Source organism: Dactylosporangium sp. CA-052675, from assembly GCF_050947935.1.
In the GTDB taxonomy this organism is placed as follows: Bacteria; Actinomycetota; Actinomycetes; order Mycobacteriales; family Micromonosporaceae; genus Dactylosporangium.
In genome coordinates, this window is the sequence record NZ_CP192010.1 from 2288640 (window position 1) to 2306066 (window position 17427).

Consider the following 17427-nt stretch of genomic DNA (forward strand, 5'->3'; position numbering starts at 1 on the left):
CCCCCAGATGCGGTCCTCGGCACCGCGAAGCGGAGCTACGTCGTCGGCGGCGGCGTCCGCAGGGTCAGGATCAGGTCGAGCACCAGGGCCGTCCAGCCCGTCTGGTGCGCCGCCCCGAGGCCCGCGCCCGTGTCGCCGTGGAAGTACTCGTAGAACAGCAGCAGGTCGTGCCACGCGCCGTCGGACTGGAAGAGGTCCACGTCGCCGAAGAAGGGCCGCCGGCCCGACCCGTCGTTGAGGAACAGCTTCACGAGCCGGTGCGACAGGTCGTCCGCGACCGACGCCAGGGTGGCCATCCGCCCGCTCTTGGCCGGGTACTCCACCTGCAGGTCGTCGCCGAAGAACTCGGCGAAGCGCCGCACCGCCTCGATCAGGATGTAGTTGACCGGCATCCAGATCGGGCCGCGCCAGTTCGAGTTGCCGCCGAAGAGCCCGCTCGTCGACTCGCCGGGCTCGTACCCCACCGTGTACGCGTGGTCGCCCAGGTGCACCGTGAAGGGCTCGTCCTTGTGGGCCCGCGACAGGGTGCGCAGGCCGTAGGGGGACAGGAACTCGTCCTCGTCCAGCATCCGCTGCAGGATGCGGATGAGCTGGTCCGGCCCGACCATCGACAGCAGGCGCAGCTGCTGCCCGCCGCGGCTCTTCTTCGCCCCGACGACGTCGCCGTACTCGGGCTTGTTGGTCAGGAACCAGCGCAGCCGGGCGGCCACGTCCGGCAGCCGGCGCAGGGTCGAGGAGCTGATGATCGTGGTCGCGGTGAGCGGGAGGAGCCCGACGACCGAGCGGACCTTGAGCGGGATCTGGTGGCCGTCGGCGGTGCGCAGTACGTCGTAGAAGAACGCCTCCTCCTCGTCCCACAGCCCGAACTCGTAGGCGGCGTCGGCGATGTAGGCGAAGTGCTCGAGGAACTTGGCGGCGATGTCCTCGTAGACGCGGTCGTGCACGGCGAGCGTGAGCGACATGTCGAGGAGGTTGAGCGCGTACATCGCCATCCACGCGGTGCCGTCGCTCTGCTCCAGCCGCCCGCCCACCGGCAGCGCCGCGGAGCGGTCGAACGGCCCGACGTTGTCCAGCCCGAGGAACCCGCCCTCGAAGACGTTGTTGCCCTCGGCGTCCTTGCGGTTGACCCACCAGGTGAAGTTCAGCAGCAGCTTGTGCAGCACCCGGGCGAGGAAGTCGAAGTCGCGCGAGCCGTCGAGCACGAACACGCGCAGGGCGGCCCACGCGTGCACGGGCGGGTTCACGTCGCCGAACGCCCACTCGTACGCCGGGATCTGCCCGTTGGGGTGCATGTACCACTCGCGCAGCAGGAGCAGCAGCTGCTCCTTGGCGAAGCCGGGGTCGACGCGCGCGATGGCCACGCAGTGGAACGCCAGGTCCCAGGCGGCGTACCACGGGTACTCCCACGGGTCGGGCATGGACAGCACGTCGCAGCTGTTCATGTGCCACCAGTGGGAGTTGCGGCCGTAGCGGCGGCTGTCCGGCGGCGGCTCCGACACCGGGTCGCCCTGCAGCCAGCGGGCGACGTCGAAGTGGAAGAACTGCTTGCCCCACATGAGCCCGGCGACGGCCTGCCGGACGATCATCTTCTCCTCGGCGGTGGCGGCCGCGGGCACGAGCGCGTCGAAGTACTCGTCGGCCTCGGCCCGCCGCCGCGCCATCGTGGAGTCGAAGTCGGCCTTGAGGTCGGCCGGGGCGAGGTCCTTGGCGCCGGGCGCGTTGAGGTTGAGCCGCAGCCGGATCTCGTGCGTGCCGCCGGCGGGCACCGAGACGAGGTAGTGCAGGGCGCCCTTGGTGCCCACGCCGGCCGGGTTGACGCTGTCGGCGCCGTGGATGATGTGGTCGCCGATGCCGTCCTTGGGGTACTCCTCGCCCTGTTTGCCCCAGATCCGCGGCCCGTTGGTCTCGTTGTTGCAGAACAGCGGGCGGGGCGCGCCGTCGCCGGTCAGCGCCAGGCGGCCGAGCAGGCGGTGCTCGGCGAGCAGGCCGTTGTCCTTGGCGCGGATCTCCGGCCGGTAGTCGCGGCCGGGCAGCCCCCAGGCCCACGTGTTGCGGAACCACAGGGTGGGCAGCACGTGCAGGCTCGCGGGTTCGGGCCCCATGTTGCGGATCCGGATCTTGATGCACATGTCCGTCGGGCCGGCCTTGGCGTAGTCGACCTCGACCGCCCAGTACCGGTCCTCGTCGAAGATGCCGGTGTCGACGAGCTCGTACTCCGGCTCGCCACGCCCGCGCCGGCAGTTCTCGGCGACGAGGTCGTCGTACGGGAACGCCTCCTGCGGGTAGTGGTAGCGCCACTGCATCCACGAGTGCGTCGGGGTGGAGTCGGTGTACCACCAGTACTCCTTGACGTCCTCGCCGTGGTTGCCTAGGTCGCCGCCGAGGCCGAACATCCGCTCCTTGAGGATGGCGTCCTTGCCGTTCCACAGCGCGAGCGCGAAGCAGAACGTCTGCCGGTCGTCGCAGATGCCGGCCATGCCGTCCTCGTTCCAGCGGTACGTGCGGGAACGGGCCTGGTCGTGCGGGAAGTAGTCCCAGGCGTTGCCGTAGGCGCTGTAGTCCTCGCGGACCGTGCCCCAGGCTCGCTCGGACAGGTAGGGCCCCCAGCCCCGCCATGGGCGCTCGCCGCTGTCGGCTTCGGCCAGCCTCCGGCGCTCGGCGTTCCCATCGTCCTCGATCACGCGGCTATTCTCCGTTGTTCATGTTTCGGTCAAGTTGAGACCCGACCATTCGACCCATAGGTGGCATTTGTTCCTACACTAAAAAGCTGGCAACCGCACCCTCCTGGATCTTGGGCGCCGCGGCGCCGTCGGTCCGGCTCGATCGATTCAGGCTCGAGTGATCAATAATTCTGCTGGCGTGGAGTCGCCTCCTGCCACCCGCAGCCACCAAGATTGTGCGCATGGTGGTGTACGGCACGCAGGTATGCGGTGATCTGGCGCACGGGGCGGCGCTCGAGTGGCTCGTCCCGGACGGGACCGGCGGCTACGCGATGGGCACGGTCCCGGGGCTGCGCACGCGGCGGTACCACGGCCTGCTGGTGGTGGCCGAGCCCGGGCAGCCCGCCCGCCGCCACCTGGCCCTGGCCGCCCTGGACCCGGTGCTGACCCTGCCCTCCGGGGCCGAGGTCGAGCTGGCCGTGCACGAGTGGGCCGGCGGCGCGATCAGCCCCGCCGGGCACACCCTGCTCGAGCGCTTCGAGCTCGTCGACGGCCTGCCCCGCTGGCGCTGGCGGATCGGCCCGGTCGTGCTCGAGCGCGAGCTGGCGATGGTCCACGGCCGCGCCCACCTCGGCGTCGTGCACCGGCTGCTCAGCGCCCCCGGCCCGGTCACCCTGGCGCTCAAGGCCCTCGTCACCTGGCGCGACGCGCACGGCGAGCGGTCCGCCGCGGGGCCGGAGCCGCTCGTCGAGGCGCACGACGGCGGGGCCGTGGTCGAGCGCTCCTTCCGCCTGCACGGGCCCGGCTTCCAGGGGATCTCGCAGTGGTACCGCGGCGCCCACGCCCGCCTCGAGGCCGACCGGGGCCTGAGCGCGCACGAGGACCTGTGGTGCGCCGGCCGGTTCACCGCCCGCCTGGAGCCCGGCGACACCCTCGAGGTCGAGGCCTGGGCCGGCGACGAGGACGCGCACCGCGGGGCGGCGCGGATCGTGCAGCGGGCCCGGCAGCGCAACCGGGCGCTGACCCACGACGCGGCCGACCCGGCCGACGCCGCGCTCGTGCTCGCGGCCGACGCCTTCGTGGTCGCGGGGGCCGCGGGCGCGCCCGACGTCGTGGCCGGGTACCCGTGGTTCGGCACCTGGTCGCGCGACACCATGACCGCCTACGAGGGGCTGTTCCTCAGCACCGGCTGGTACGACGAGGGCCGCGAGCTGCTGCGGGCCTACGCCGCGACCCTCGACGACGGCATGCTCGCGAACACCGCCGACACCGGGCGGACCGAGCACAACACCGTCGACGCCACGCTGTGGTTCCTCCACGCGATCGAGCGGCACGTCAGCGGTACCGGCGACGACGACCTCGCCGCCGAGGTGCTGCCCGCGCTCGAGGAGATCGTCGCGGCCCACGTGCGCGGCACCCGCTACGGCATCCGGGTCGACGGTGACGGTCTCGTCACCCAGGGTGCCCCCGGCGTCGCGCTCACCTGGATGGACGCCCGGGTCGGGGAGATTCCCATCACACCCCGGGCCGGCAAGCCGGTCGAGGTGAACGCGCTGTGGATCAACGGGCTCGCCGCGATCGCCGCCCTCGCCGAGCGCACCGGCCGCCCCGCCGGCCCGGTCCCGGCGCTGCTGGCCACCGCCCGGGCGAGCTTCGAGCGCCGCTTCCCGATCCCCTCGCCGTGGCACCCGGCGACGGGCCGGCCGGGCGCGACGCCCCTCTTCGACGTGGTCGACGGGCCCGGCGGGGACGACCCGGCGCTGCGCCCCAACCAGCTGCTCGCGTGGAGCCTGCCCCGCGGCCCGATGCGCGGGCGGGAGGTCCCCGAGGCCGTGTCCGCCCTGATCACGCCCCTGGGGCCGCGCAGCCTGGCGGCCGGGGAGCGGGGATACGCCGGGGTGCACGCGGGCGACCCGGCCCGGCGCGACGCCGCCTACCACCAGGGCACCGTGTGGCCCTGGATGCTCGGCCCGTACGTGGACGCCCACGCGGCCGCAGCCCCGGGCCGTCACGCCGAGCTCCTGGGGGGCATCGAGGCGCATCTGTGGGAGTGGGGCGTGGGGTCGGTCAGCGAGACCGCCGACGGGGACGCCCCGCACCGCGCCACGGGGTGCCCGTTCCAGGCCTGGTCGGTCGCGGAGGTGCTGCGCGTTCGGAGGAATGTCGGCTGAGCGTTACACCCTAGAAATGAGATTTGCCGCCTTGGTAACCCTCACGGGGCAGGATGAGTCTCAAACCCACCCAACGGCTCACGCGCGGGGGAGAAATCGCGTGTGTGGCGGCGCCGTGCGTGGGTACATGGGCGAGCGTTTTGATCAACGATCTGTGGGGGCGGCCACGTGAGCGAGACCATCGGGACCGGAGGACGACGACCGTTGCGCATTCTGATGTTGTCGTGGGAGTACCCGCCGGTGGTGGTCGGCGGACTCGGGCGGCACGTCCACGCGCTGGCCACCTCCCTGGTGGCGGCCGGCAACGAGGTGACCGTCGTGACGCGGCACGCCCCCGGCGCGCCGCTGGAGGAGTACGCGGAGGGCGTGCGCATCGTGCGGGCGGCCGAGGACCCGCCGCTGTTCCCGCTGGCCACGTCGACGCTGCTGGCCTGGACGATGGCGTTCAACCACACCCTGACCCGGGCTGCGCTGCGGGCCGCGGCGACGGGGGAGTACGACGTCATCCACGCCCACGACTGGCTCGTCACGCACACCGCGGTCACCCTCAAGGAGAGCCTCGACCTGCCGCTGGTGGCGACCATCCACGCCACCGAGGCCGGCCGGCACCAGGGCTGGCTGCCCGACGAGATGAACAAGTGCATCCACTCCGTCGAGTGGTGGCTGGGGCACGAGGCCTGCCGCGTCATCGTCTGCTCCGAGTACATGCGCTGGGAGGTCACCCGCCTGCTCGACCTCGCGCCGGCGCGGGTGTCGGTGGTCGCCAACGGGGTCGACGCCAGCGTGTGGCGGGCCCCGGCGCGGGCGGTCAACGCGGCCCGGGCGCGGTTCGCGGGCGAGGGGCCCCTGCTGGGCTACGCCGGCCGCCTGGTCTACGAGAAGGGCGTCCAGGACCTCATCGCGGCCCTGCCCGAGCTGCGGGCCCGGCACAACGGGCTGCGCGTGGTCATCGCCGGCGACGGTCCGCACAAGGGCGAGCTGCTCGAGGAGGTCCGCCGGCACCGCCTGCAGCGGGCCGTCTCCTTCGCCGGCTTCATGGGCGAGGGTGAGCTGCCCGCGCTCATGGCCGCCACCGACGCGCTCGTCGTGCCGAGCATCTACGAGCCGTTCGGCATGGTCGCGCTGGAGGGCGCCTCCGCCGGCGCGCCGCTGGCCGTGGCCGCGACCGGCGGCCTGGCCGAGATCGTCGAGCCCGGCGTCACCGGCGTCACGTTCCCGGCCAAGAACCCCGACGGGCTCGCCGCCTCGGTCGGCACCCTGCTGGAGGACGAGCCGTTCGCCCGCCGGGTCGCCAAGCAGGCCCGCTCCATGGTCAGCGAGCGCTACGGCTGGTCCACGATCGCGGCCGACACGGCGAGCGTCTACGGCACCGCGATCTGCGAGGCGCCCGGGTTCGCCGCGCGCCAGGCGGCGGCGTTCCTCGAGCACGGCCGGCCGCAGATCGTCGTACCGGACGGTAACCTGCTGACGCTCTAGGTGCCCGTCCGAATACATCGCATTTCTGACCGACCCCGGTATGCGGATTTGCCGGGGTCGGTCATATTTTGGGTCTCGCCAGGGCGATCCATCCCCGGTACGGTTTGCCAGGAATAGCGACCGGAATCGATCAGGAAGCAACTGGGTGAGCGGCAGCGCCGACGAGGTCCTCGGCAACAGATACCGGCTGATCGCGCCCGTCGGCACCGGCGGCATGGCGGTCGTGTGGCGGGCCCGCGATCTCGTGCTCGACCGGGACGTCGCCGTCAAGCTGCTCGCCGGGTCGCTGGCCGGCAAGCCGGGCAACCGCGAGCGGATCCGCTCCGAGGCCCAGGTCGTCGCCCGCCTGCAGCACCCCAACATCACCGCCGTGCACGACTACGGCGAGGCCGGGGACGTCTCCGCCGGCCGCAACGGCCGCCGCCCCTACGTGGTCATGGAGCTGCTCGAGGGCGAGCTGCTCAGCGAGCGGCTGCGCGCCGGGGCGATGTCCTGGCGCCGGGCCACCCAGATCTGCGCCCAGGTCGCCGCCGGGCTCGCCGCCGCGCACGAGAAGGGCATCGTCCACCGCGACATCAAGCCCAGCAACGTCATGCTCACCGCGGCCGGGGCGAAGATCCTCGACTTCGGCGTCGCGGGCCTGGCCGGCTCCTACGACCCGGACGACGAGCGCGACGGCACCGTCTTCGGCACGCCCGCCTACCTGGCCCCCGAGCGGCTGCTCGGCGGCGGGGTCGTGGCCGCCACCGACGTCTACACCGTCGGGCTGCTCGCCTACCGCTGCCTCACCGACCGGCTGCCCTGGCACGCGGACACCCCGACGCAGATGATCGCCAACCACGTGTACGAGCCGCCGCACCCGCTGCCGGAGATCCCCGGCATGCCGGCCGAGGTGGCCCGCCTGATCACCCGGTGCCTGGCCAAGGACCCCGACGCCCGCCCGCCCGCGGCCGAGGTCTCCCGCGTGCTCGCCGCCGCCACCGGCATCCACGTGGTCCTGCCCGGCGAGGACGGCTCCTCCACGCAGGAGGTGCACGCGCCGCCGCCGAGCGAGGACACCCCGCCGATCCGGCGCGCGGAGTTACCGGGCGCGCGGCGCCCCGGCGGCGGCAGCCACCACCGGGTCGTCGCCGGCCGCACCGCCCGGCGCGCCTGGGTCGCGGTCCTGGCGACCGTGCTCGCGGCCGGCGCCACGACCGGAATGATCATCTGGAAGCCGTGGGCGCCCAAGCCCGGCTGCAACATCGACTTCTACATCCATCCGGTGTCCAGGCCCGGCGCCGAGCGCGCCTTCGAGGCTCGGGTTACCGTTGCCAACATCGGCAACCGCACGCTCGACCCGTGGGAGCTGGTCTTCCTCTTCCGGGGCGGCCAGCAGGTCGACCGCGTCGACGGCTCCGGCGCCTACACGCCCGGCGTCGGCGGCCTGCGGATCACCGGCCAGTCCCCGCTGCTGCCCGGCAAGGCGGTCACCGTCGGCGTCTACGGCCACGGCGGCCGGCCGGGCCCGCCCAGCGACTTCGTGCTCAACGACACCGCCTGCGACCTGCGCGTCGAGATGCGCGGCCCCGAGGACCAGCTGCCCCCGATCGCCGAGAACGTCCAGGCGCCGCCGGACGCGTCCCGCCCGCCCCCCGGCCGGCCGCAGGGCCCCCCGCCCGGCGGCGGCGACCCGAACGGCGGCCCGCCCGGCGGCTCCGACCCCAACGACCCGGACAACCCGGACCCGAGCCGGCGGCCGGCCCAGCCCGGGCAGTCCGGCCCGCCCGCGTATTTCCAGAGCGCCGCCCCGCCCGCCCAGCGCACCCGCCGCAAGCGGCATGCGTGAGGTCACGGCGCCCGTCGGCTTCGTCTTCGGCGGTGGCGGGGTGCTCGGCGCCTACGAGGTCGGCATGGTCCGCGCGGTCCTGCACCACGGCATCCGGCCGGACCTGATCGTCGGCACCTCGATCGGGGCGTTCAACGGCGCCGCCGTGGCCGCGGCCCCGGACGAGCACGTCGCCGAGCGGCTCACCGACCTGTGGTCCTCGCCGCAGGCGCGCACGGTGTACGGCGACTCCCTGCCCCGCCAGCTGAGCCGGTTCGCCAAGCGCACCCACCTGCACTCGCCGGCCCCGCTGCGGCGCATGCTCGAGCGCGAGCTCGGCGAGGCCACCACGTTCGCCGACCTCCAGGTGCCGTTCCAGTGCTGCGCGGCGAGCATCGAGCGGGCCGCCGAGCACTGGTTCTCCTCCGGCCCGCTGATCGACGCCGTGCTCGCGTCCTCGGCGGTGCCGGGGCTGCTGCCGCCGGTACACCTGGGGCAGGAGCACTTCATCGACGGCGGCATCGTCAACTCCGTGCCCGTCGGGCGCGCGGTCGCGCTGGGCGCCCGGACCGTCTTCGTGATGCAGGTCGGGCGGGTCGAGCGGCCCCTGCGCCCGCCCCGCCGCCCGTGGGAGGTGGCCCAGGTCGCCTTCGAGGTCGCCCGCCGCCACCGCTTCGCCCGCGAGCTGCAGGAGGCGCCCGGGCACGTGTCCGTGCACGTCCTGCCCACCGGCGGCGGTTCCCCGAAGGACGACTCGCCGCTGTCGTACCGCAAGGTCGAGCTCGCCCGCGGCCGCATCCAGCGCGCGTACGAGGCGAGCCTCGCCTACCTCGAGGCGCTGGGCTAGATGCCGCCCCGCTGGATCCGCCGGCTCGTGCTGACCCCGCTCACCCTGGTCCTCCTCGTCGTGCTGCTGGCCGTCATGCCGGTCTGGCTGCTGCTCGCCGGCGCGCTGGGCCCGCTCGGCTCCGGCCGCCTCCGCGCGCTGCGGGTCGGGTGGATGGTCGCCGTCTACCTCTTCCTGGAGGTCGTCGCCCTCGTCGTGCTCTTCGCCCTGTGGGTCGCCAGCGGCTTCGGCTGGCGGCTGCGCGGCCCCCGGTTCCAGCGCATCCACTACGTCCTGACCGGCAAGTTCCTGCGGATCCTGTACCACCAGGCCCGCTTCGCCCTCGGCGTCGAGGTCTCCGTGGTCGGCACCGACCCCGACGTGGCCGCGCCTGGCCAGCCCGAGCTCGTCTTCTGCCGCCACGCCGGCCCCGGCGACTCGTTCCTGCTGGTCCACTCCCTGATCAGCTGGTTCGACCGCGAGCCGCGCATCGTGCTCAAGCAGACGCTGCAGTGGGACCCGGTCATCGACGTGATGCTCAACCGCCTGCCGAACCACTTCGTGACCGTCGCCGCGGACGGCGAGGAGCACATCGCGGCCCTGGCGACCGGCCTCGACGACAACGACGTGCTCGTGCTCTTCCCCGAGGGCGGCAACTTCACCCCGAGCCGGCGCGAGCGGGCCATCCAGCGGCTGCGGGACCTGGGGCTGACGGCGATGGCCGAGCGCGCGGAGCGGATGCGTCACGTGCTGGCGCCGCGGCCGGGCGGCACCCTGGCCGCGCTGGACGCCGCGCCCGAGGCCGGGGTGATCTGGGTCGCGCACACCGGCCTGGACAAGCTGCTCACGGTCGCCGACCTCTGGCGCCATCTCCCCCTCGACCTGACCATCACGATGCGCTGGTGGTCGGTCGAGCCCGAGGAGATCCCGGCCGGCCGCGACGAGCGGGTCGAGTGGCTCTACGAGTGGTGGGCCCGGATCGACGACTGGATCGATCACCACAACCCGTGAAATACCGGGTATGCCGGGGCTCCGCGCGCGGGCGGTGATCCGGTGCGGCGCGCCGTGGGGGAGAATGGTCCGATGCGATTCGGTGTGCTGGGCACGGGACATTGGGCGACGGTGACGCAGGCGGCCGCGCTGGCGACTCACCCCTCGGCGACGCTCGCGGGCGTCTGGGGCCGCAGCGCCGACAAGGCGGAGGACCTGGGCTCGCGCTACGGCGTCCCGGCGTACACCGACGTCGACGCCCTGTTCAAGGAGGTCGACGCGGTCGCGATCGCGCTGCCCCCGCACGTGCAGGCCCCGCTGGCCGTGAAGGCGGCCCAGGCCGGCAAGCACCTGCTGCTCGACAAGCCCCTGGCCCTCGACCCGGCCGCGGCCGACGAGGTGGTGGCGGCGGCCGACGCGGCCGGCGTGGCCACCGTCGTCTTCTTCACCAACCGCTTCGTCCCGTCGATCGAGGGCTTCCTGACCGCCAACGCGCAGCTCGGCGGCTGGTATGCGGCCCACGGCACGATGTACACGTCGATCTTCCAGCCCGGCAACCCCTACGCCGGCTCGGTCTGGCGCAAGGAGCACGGCGGCCTGTGGGACCTCGGCCCGCACGCCCTGTCGGTGATCCTGCCGCTGCTCGGCCCCGTCGTCGACCTCTCCGCCGCCGAGGGCCCCCGCGACACCGCCCACCTGCTGCTGCGCCACGAGGGCGGGGCCGCGAGCACCCTCTCGCTGACGCTGGACGCCGCGCCCGACGCGACGAGCTTCGGCTTCGCCTACTTCGGCGAGCACGGCGCCACCACCCTGCCCGAGTGGGACGCGACCCAGGTCGAGGCCTTCGGCAACGCCGTGAACGCCCTGATGGACGCGGCCGCCGGTCGGCCCCACCCGTGCGACGCGGCCTTCGGCGCCCAGGTGACCCGCATCCTGGCCGCCGCCGAGCGGGCCCGCAGCTCCTCGACGATCGTCACCGTCTGAGCGCCCGCGCCGGGCCGGGTGCGCTCAGCGCATCCGGCCCATCGCGTCGCGGAGGCGGGTCAGGTCGCGGATCCGCCGCTCGTACGTCACGGCGAACCCCACCAGCAGCGCTCCCGCCGCCGCCAGCGGAGCCCACCGCGGCAGGTGGTCCCAGAACAGCAGCACCTCGTGCCAGGCCAGCACGGCCAGCACCGCCCCGCCGGCGGCGATCGGCGCCTTGAGCCGCAGCCGGGCCCCGGCGAGCACCACCGCCACGGCCGCGGCCCCGAGCACCAGCCGCCGCCCCGGCGCCCCCGGCGTGGCCAGCACGAGCGCCAGGCTGGGCAGCAGCCCGGCCAGCAGCGCCGGCCCGAACGCCGTCCAGCTGGTCAGCGCCGGGTTGCGCCGCGCCGCGAACCACCCGGCGACGAGCGCGGCCAGCGCGACCGGCGCGGTGTACGCCTCGGCGACCGGCACCTCCCGCGCGACGAGCACCAGCTCGTAGGCGACCAGCTCGGCGGCGACGGCCCCCGCGGCGTACGCGGTCCGGGCCGGACCGCCGAGCGCCCGCAGCCCGAGCGCCACCCCCCACAGCCCCGCGACCCCACCGGCCGCGGCGATGTCCCCCGTCCCGATGTCCCCCGTCCCGATGTACCCGGTCGAGAGCAGGAACGCGACCACGGCCGCGGCGTGCGCGACGCCGTCGAGCAGCCGCCCCTCGGCCCCGCGCCCGCGCAGCAGGAAGCCCCCGCCGAGCGCGAGCCCCGCGGCCGCCAGCACCAGGTACGCGGTGGTGGTCAACGGCAACCCTGCGGCCCGCCCGGCCGCGAACGCCAGCCACGCGCCGGCGATCCCGGCGACGGTCCAGCCCGTGCCCCGCGCGACGGCGCTTCGCCCCGCGACACCCGCCACGACCGCGGCCGCCACGAGGAGCCCGAGCCCGGCGAGGGTGGACCAGGCCGCGGCCAGCAGCCCCGACAGCCCCGGCACGATCCCGGACCAGCAGGTGATCGCCGCGACGACCGTGCCGCGCGAGGGCCGGCGCAGCGCCGCCCCGAGCGCGGTGGCCAGCCCGGTGGCGAGGGTGGCCGCGGGCACGACCGGCCAGGGCGCCCCGGCCGCGACGCAGCCGAGCACGATCGCGAGCAGCGCCGGGGGAGCCGCGAGACTCCAGCGAGCGATCCCGAACCGCCCGGCGACGAGCACCGCCAGCCCGGCGAGCACGGCCAGCGTGACGGCCGAGGCCGCGGCCCCGAAGGCGGGCGGCTGGTCCCGCCACCATGCGGTACCGTCCGGTCCCAGCCCCACCCCGACGGGCGCGCCCCGCCAGATCGCCCCGATCCAGCCCAGCGGCCGCAGCAGCGCCTCGAGCACGGCCGGCACCAGCGACACCGTCGCGAGCAGCGCCGGCACGACCGCGGCCACGGCGTGACGCCCCCGCACCCGCTGCGGGCGGAACCCGCGCGCGGCCAGCCAGGTGCCGGCGAGGGCGGCCGCGCCGAACGTGCCGAACCAGGTCGTACCGTGGTTGGCGGCCGCCGTGACCGCCGCCGCGATCGTGACCCCGGCCCCGGCCGTGGCGGTCGCGACCGTACCCGCGCTCAAGACCCAGCCCGAGGCCCGGTCGCGCAGCGCGAGCGCGGCGGCGAGCACCAGCGCGAGCCCGGCCGCGGCGCCGGCGAGCGCCGGGGGAACGGCGGCGGTGCCCAGCGAGGCCAGCCGGAACCCGGCGGCCCCCGCGACGGGCAGGGCCAGCAGCCCCAGGACGGCGGCCGGGAACCCGGTCGCGGGCCCGGCGGAGCGGACGGCGACCGCGGCGGCCACCACGCCGAGCAGGGCGTAGGCGGCCAGGGTCACCGCGGGCGAGACGAGCCCGACGACCGCGAGGTGCGCCCCCACGACGGGCAGGGCCAGCAGCGCGAGCACCTCGGAGGTCCACACCTTCGCGCCCTCGGCCGGCTTGGCGGCGGCGACTCCGGCAGTGGCACAAGCAGTAGCCATCATCACCAGCGCGATCCCGTCCGCCAGGGCCGCGAGTGCCGGGTCCGGCTCCGCGAACGCCGGCGGCGCCGCGAAGGTCACGAGCAGCAGCGCCGTCCACGGTACGGCCGGATGCCGCACCAGCAGCCAGACCGCCCCGGCGAGCAGGACGAGCGCGGCCGGCTCCTGCCAGTCGAAGAGCCGCCCCGCCGCCGTGCCGGCCGGGTGCCACGCCGGCAGCGCGCGCACGGCGGTGCGGGCGGCGGCGAGGAGCGCGAACGCCGCGTACGGCACCGCGAACCCGCCGGCCACCACGAGCGCCCCGGCCCGGACCCCGGCCCGGACCCGGCCCGGCGCGACGAGCGCGAGGGCCGCGACGGCCAGCCCGAGCCCGGCCAGCGCCGCGTACCGCTGCCCCGGGACCACCTCGGCCACCAGCCGGGCCAGGCCCACCGCCGCGATCCCGACGGCGACCCCGGCGGCCGAGCTGCGTCGTGCCCGGATGCGCCGCCCCGGCCGCGAGCACCAGCGCGGCCAGCGCCGCCAGCACGCCCGCGATCCGCAGCGCCGCGGGCACCCCGCCGGCCGTGGCCAGCGCGAGCAGCGCCGGCGGCAGGGCCGACAGCACCGCCAGGCCCGACGCGATCCAGGCCAGCGCTGCGGTCGGCCGCGCCAGCCGGCCGGCCAGCGCGACGTCCGCCGCCGCGACGACCACGAACACCAGCGCCCAGCCGGTCGCCCCGAGGCCGCGGTGCAGGGCGAGCAGCGGCAGCACGGGCTGGACGGCGAGCACCGCGGCCAGGGCCGGGGCGCGCAGCCCCGTCAGGGCCGCGTACCCGCCGCCGACCACCGCCGCGAGGGCGAGGACGATGCCCGCGTAGGTGGCGGGGCGGGTGGCGTCGGCCAGGCCGGCGAGGTCGACGTACCAGGCGGCGTACCCGTCCAGCACCACCAGCAGCAACCCCAGCGCGGCGAAGGTCTCGGCGGTCGCGCGCAGGCCGCGGCGCTGGGTCAGCGGCGGCACGGCGAGCGTGACCAGCGTGACGGCCGCGAGGATGGCCGCGCGGCCGAGCACGCCGAAGCTCGCCCAGGCGACGGCCGTGAACACGATGGCGGCCGCGCCCAGGAGCAGGCCGCCGAGCACGAACAGCAGGTTCTGTACGGTTCGCGGCGCCGCCTCGGGCCGCCGCTCGAACCCGCCGGCGGGCGCCGGGGCGGCGACGGCCGAAGGAGTCATGGCTCGGGGAGTGGTGGCCGGTGGAGTGGTGGCCGGCGGAGTGGTGGTTGGTGGAGTGGTGGCCGGCGGAGTCTTCTCCGCCGGGCGCGGTGCGGCGGCGGCCACGGATGCCTTCACCCGCGCGGCGAGCAGGTTGCGCTGCGACACCGCCGCGTCGTACGCCAGCACGGCCGAGCCGAAGCGCGCCCGGGCCGCCTCCACCTGCGCGTACAGCTCGCGCGTGCGCGCATTGAGCCGTACGACCTCCGCCGCGTCGGGAAAGGGCGGCCGGCCGCAGCCGCCGCACCCGGACTCCAGCCCGGCCGGCGCGCCGCAGAACGGGCACGGGTAGCTCGCCATGCCCCTCAGGGTGCCGCGGCGGGTGGCGAGGCCGTATCGGCTCGGCTACTCAACCGGGCCTGAGTACCCGCGCTTGGGGTCCCGCGTGATCAAGGAGCATGCTGTCGTGATGCGGTTGCTGAGCGAGGACGAGTACCGGGCCACGATGGAGCCGGAGCCGGTCCAGCTCGGGCCCGACGACGAGCCCCCGTTCGACTTCTGGCCCTACTTCGACGAGATCCCCGCGGCGGACCTGCGGGGCCATGACTTCTCCGAGGGCCAGGTGACGTACGCCTGGCACATGCCCCAGGGCAACCTCCAGCACGTGCTCGTCAACTGCGAGCGCTCGAACGTCTTCCTGGTCATCGTGCTGGACCTGAACCGCAACGTCGTGCTCGGCCACTACCTGCTGGACATCATGCGGGTCCAGCAGGGCGGCTAGGTGGCCAGGTGGTAGGTGGCTAGGCGTCGAGCCCGCGCTCGATGGCGTACCGCACCAGGTCCACCCGGCTGTGCAGCTGCAGCTTGCCCAGCGTGTTCTGCACGTGGTTCTGCACCGTGCGGTGCGACAGCACCAGCCGCTCGGCGATGTCCTTGTACGTCACGCCCTTCGCGACCAGCCGCAGCACCTCGGTCTCGCGCTCGGTGAGCCGCGGCGCGTCGGGGTCCTCGGCCCGCGTCACGCCGGCCAGCCGCCGGAACTCCCCGAGCACCAGGCCCGCCAGCCCCGGCGTGAACACCGGGTCGCCCTGCGCGGTGCGCCGCACGGCCGCCAGGAACTCCTCCCGGGCCGCGGACTTGACGAGGTAGCCGGTCGCCCCGGCCTTCACGGCGTCGAGCACGTCCTGCTGCTCTCCGCTCGCGGACAGCATGAGGATCCGCGCCTGCGGGCAGGACGCCAGCACGCCCTGGATGACCTCGACCCCGGACCGGTCGGGCAGCTGCAGGTCGAGCACCACGACGTCGGGGCGCACCGACCCGGCGATGCGCACCGCCTGGGCACCCTCGCCGACCGCGGCGACCACCTCGTACCCGGCCTCGGCGAGGTCCCGCGCCACGCCCTCGCGCCACATCGGATGGTCATCGACCACCATCACGCGCAGATTCGCCCCGCTGTCCACCCAAGCACCATAACGCTCAGCGCGGCACGGTGAGTTCCACCTCCGTACCGTTTCCGGCCCCCGACGTCACGCTCACCGCGCCGCCCAGCTCCCGGATGCGGCCCCGGATCGACTGGGCGACCCCGAGCCGCCCGTCGCGCTCGGCCTCGGCCAGCCGCCCGTCGGGGATGCCGGCCCCGTCGTCGCGGACCGACACCGTGACCTCGTCGTCGAGCTCCTCGAGCAGGATCCAGGCCCGGGCGCCGTCGCCCGCGTGCCGCGCGACGTTGTCCAGCGCCGCGCCGACCGCCGCCGCGACCTCGCCGGCCACCGACGCCGGCAGCAGCACGGGCGTGGCCGGGGCCGCGACCGTCACGGTGGCCGAGGCGAACGCGTCCAGCAGCGGCCGCAGGTCGGTCGCCGCGCCGGCGGGCGCGACCGGCGCGGCCGGCGAGGCGGCGGCGACCAGTGACCGCAGCACCGACTCCTGCTCGCCGGCGAGCCGCCCGAGCTCGGCCGCCTCGCCGCCGAGCTCGGCCCCGCGGCGCTGGACGAGCGCGAGCACCTGCAGCACCGAGTCGTGGATGCCGCGGGCCAGCCGCTCCCGCTCCCGGGTGGCCGCCTCGAGCTCGATGGCCCGCTGCAGCCGGGCCTCGGCGTCGATGGCCAGCCGCGCGATGTGCCCGACCCCGATGCCGGCCAGGATCATGAGCACGGGGCCGTTGAGGGTGGCCTGGCTGAGGCCGTTGCGCACGACGACGTCGCCGATGCTGAGCAGGATCGCGGCGACGGCCCCGCGGCGGCGGCCGCCGGCGATGGCCCAGGCCACGACCGGGCTCGCGACCCAGGCCATCGGCAGCGTGGGCGCCCCGACGGCGAGCCCGGCCGGCTGCACGATCCAGCGGGAGGCGAGCAGGCAGGCCGCGGCGACCGCCAGGTCGGCGACGAGCAGCGGCCAGCCGCGGCGCTCCCGGCGGGCGTAGCCGAGGCCGGCCACCACCGTCCACACGGTCATCACCGCGAGGATCAGCCACCCGCCCGGCGGCCAGGCGTATTCGCGGAAGTTGTTGACCATGAGCACCGCGGCGTAGCCGAGCGCGGTGATGCGGAACACGAGCAGCGCCCGCCACAGCGGCCCCTCGAGGCCGGGCAGCCGGCGCCGCTCGTCCCCGCCGGCGGTCATGTCAGACCCAGTGGACCGGCGGCAGCCCGGCCTCGGCCAGGGCCGCGTCGATCTTGCTGAACGGCCGCGACCCGAGGAACCCGGCGGGGTTCATCGGCGAGGGGTGCCCGGCCTCGACGACCACGTGCTGCGGGTTGGTGACCAGCGCGGCCTTCTTGCGCGCGGGGGCGCCCCAGAGCACGAAGACCACGCGGCGGTCGAACGCGTTGAGCGCGTGGATCGCGGCGTCGGTGAAGTGCTCCCAGCCCTTCCCGGCGTGTGTGCCCGCCTTGCCGGCCCGCACGGTCAGCAGCGTGTTGAGCAGCAGCACGCCGTCGGCGGCCCAGCCGGTCAGGTCGCCGTTGGCCGGCGGGGTCACCCCGAGGTCGTCGCGCAGCTCCTTGTAGACGTTGCGCAGCGACGGCGGCACGGTCACGCCGGGGCGCACCGAGAAGCTCAGCCCGTGGGCCTGGCCCGGCTTGAAATACGGGTCCTGGCCCAGGATCACCACCCGCGCCTGCTCGGGCGAGCACAGCCGGAAGGCGGTGAACAGGTCCTCCTGCGGGGGGTACACCGTCTCGGTCGCGTACTCGTGTTCGACGAACGTCTGCAGGCGCTGCACGACGTCGAGGTCGAGATACGGCTTCATCACGTCACGCCAGCCGGCGGGGAGGAGCTCCAGCAGATCCAACGACATGCACGGCACTCTACGAGTAGGGTGCGACATTTTTAGTACC

14 protein-coding genes are annotated in these 17427 nt (G+C 74.9%); 9 read left to right on the forward strand and 5 right to left on the reverse strand.

What is annotated here, in order from left to right; all coding sequences use genetic code 11:
- Nucleotides 1–35: 35 nt before the first annotated feature.
- Nucleotides 36–2681 carry an MGH1-like glycoside hydrolase domain-containing protein gene (locus ACQP1P_RS10255; protein ID WP_433085344.1) on the reverse strand — a complete coding sequence of 882 codons (2646 nt, stop codon included), beginning with the start codon at nt 2679–2681 and terminating at the stop codon, nt 36–38.
- A gap of 221 nt (nt 2682–2902) precedes the next feature.
- Between ACQP1P_RS10255 and ACQP1P_RS10260 the strand changes: the two genes are divergently transcribed.
- The 6 genes from ACQP1P_RS10260 to ACQP1P_RS10285 all read left to right on the forward strand — a co-directional run bounded on the left by ACQP1P_RS10260 (nt 2903) and on the right by ACQP1P_RS10285 (nt 10914).
- Complete coding sequence (locus ACQP1P_RS10260; RefSeq protein WP_433085346.1) at nt 2903–4831, forward strand: amylo-alpha-1,6-glucosidase; 1929 nt, start codon at nt 2903–2905, stop codon at nt 4829–4831.
- Nucleotides 4832–5047: 216 nt separating this feature from the next.
- Nucleotides 5048–6307, forward strand: a complete 1260-nt coding sequence (locus ACQP1P_RS10265) for a glycosyltransferase family 4 protein (RefSeq protein ID WP_433089953.1) — start codon at nt 5048–5050, stop codon at nt 6305–6307.
- A gap of 145 nt (nt 6308–6452) precedes the next feature.
- The gene (locus tag ACQP1P_RS10270; protein WP_433085348.1) at nt 6453–8135 is read left to right on the forward strand and encodes a protein kinase domain-containing protein; all 1683 of its coding nucleotides are present in this window, start codon (nt 6453–6455) and stop codon (nt 8133–8135) included.
- Nucleotides 8128–8961 carry a patatin-like phospholipase family protein gene (locus ACQP1P_RS10275; protein WP_433085350.1) on the forward strand — a complete coding sequence of 278 codons (834 nt, stop codon included), beginning with the start codon at nt 8128–8130 and terminating at the stop codon, nt 8959–8961. Before ACQP1P_RS10270 ends, ACQP1P_RS10275 begins: the two co-directional genes overlap by 8 nt.
- Nucleotides 8962–9951: a 1-acyl-sn-glycerol-3-phosphate acyltransferase gene (locus tag ACQP1P_RS10280; RefSeq protein WP_433085352.1), complete on the forward strand. Its 990-nt coding sequence runs from the start codon at nt 8962–8964 to the stop codon at nt 9949–9951.
- Between the two features lie 72 nt (nt 9952–10023).
- Nucleotides 10024–10914: a Gfo/Idh/MocA family protein gene (locus tag ACQP1P_RS10285; RefSeq protein ID WP_433085354.1), complete on the forward strand. Its 891-nt coding sequence runs from the start codon at nt 10024–10026 to the stop codon at nt 10912–10914.
- Nucleotides 10915–10938: 24 nt separating this feature from the next.
- On the opposite strand, the gene ACQP1P_RS10290 is transcribed toward ACQP1P_RS10285, so the two are convergent.
- Complete coding sequence (locus tag ACQP1P_RS10290; protein WP_433085356.1) at nt 10939–13326, reverse strand: SCO7613 C-terminal domain-containing membrane protein; 2388 nt, start codon at nt 13324–13326, stop codon at nt 10939–10941.
- A gap of 41 nt (nt 13327–13367) precedes the next feature.
- Between ACQP1P_RS10290 and ACQP1P_RS10295 the strand changes: the two genes are divergently transcribed.
- The 3 genes from ACQP1P_RS10295 (at nt 13368) to ACQP1P_RS10305 (ending at nt 14870) form a co-directional block, all read left to right on the forward strand.
- Complete coding sequence (locus ACQP1P_RS10295) at nt 13368–13754, forward strand: hypothetical protein (RefSeq protein WP_433085358.1); 387 nt, start codon at nt 13368–13370, stop codon at nt 13752–13754.
- A gap of 12 nt (nt 13755–13766) precedes the next feature.
- Complete coding sequence (locus ACQP1P_RS10300) at nt 13767–14441, forward strand: hypothetical protein (RefSeq protein WP_433085360.1); 675 nt, start codon at nt 13767–13769, stop codon at nt 14439–14441.
- Nucleotides 14442–14555: 114 nt separating this feature from the next.
- Nucleotides 14556–14870 (forward strand): hypothetical protein, encoded by a 315-nt coding sequence (locus ACQP1P_RS10305; protein ID WP_433085362.1) that lies wholly within the window; start codon nt 14556–14558, stop codon nt 14868–14870.
- A gap of 19 nt (nt 14871–14889) precedes the next feature.
- Here ACQP1P_RS10305 and ACQP1P_RS10310 read toward each other — a convergent pair whose 3' ends face one another.
- From ACQP1P_RS10310 to ACQP1P_RS10320, 3 genes are read right to left on the reverse strand one after another with little or no spacing between them, the layout of a single operon-like run.
- Nucleotides 14890–15522, reverse strand: coding sequence for a response regulator (locus ACQP1P_RS10310; protein ID WP_433089955.1), 633 nt, complete (start codon nt 15520–15522; stop codon nt 14890–14892).
- A gap of 43 nt (nt 15523–15565) precedes the next feature.
- Nucleotides 15566–16711 (reverse strand): MacS family sensor histidine kinase, encoded by a 1146-nt coding sequence (gene macS, locus ACQP1P_RS10315; protein WP_433085364.1) that lies wholly within the window; start codon nt 16709–16711, stop codon nt 15566–15568.
- Between the two features lies 1 nt (nt 16712).
- Nucleotides 16713–17387 carry a uracil-DNA glycosylase gene (locus ACQP1P_RS10320; RefSeq protein ID WP_433085366.1) on the reverse strand — a complete coding sequence of 225 codons (675 nt, stop codon included), beginning with the start codon at nt 17385–17387 and terminating at the stop codon, nt 16713–16715.
- Nucleotides 17388–17427 lie beyond the last annotated feature (40 nt).

Excerpts from the sequence above, each read along its gene's own strand:
- macS (WP_433085364.1), bottom strand. The coding sequence starts at position 16,711 with ATGACCGCCGGCGGGGACGAGCGGCGCCGGCTGCCCGGCCTCGAGGGG.
- ACQP1P_RS10275 (WP_433085350.1), top strand. The coding sequence starts at position 8,128 with ATGCGTGAGGTCACGGCGCCCGTCGGCTTCGTCTTCGGCGGTGGCGGG.
- ACQP1P_RS10285 (WP_433085354.1), top strand. The coding sequence starts at position 10,024 with ATGCGATTCGGTGTGCTGGGCACGGGACATTGGGCGACGGTGACGCAG.
- ACQP1P_RS10320 (WP_433085366.1), bottom strand. The coding sequence starts at position 17,387 with ATGTCGTTGGATCTGCTGGAGCTCCTCCCCGCCGGCTGGCGTGACGTG.
- ACQP1P_RS10265 (WP_433089953.1), top strand. The coding sequence starts at position 5,048 with ATGTTGTCGTGGGAGTACCCGCCGGTGGTGGTCGGCGGACTCGGGCGG.
- ACQP1P_RS10310 (WP_433089955.1), bottom strand. The coding sequence starts at position 15,522 with ATGGTGGTCGATGACCATCCGATGTGGCGCGAGGGCGTGGCGCGGGAC.
- ACQP1P_RS10260 (WP_433085346.1), top strand. The coding sequence starts at position 2,903 with ATGGTGGTGTACGGCACGCAGGTATGCGGTGATCTGGCGCACGGGGCG.
- ACQP1P_RS10280 (WP_433085352.1), top strand. The coding sequence starts at position 8,962 with ATGCCGCCCCGCTGGATCCGCCGGCTCGTGCTGACCCCGCTCACCCTG.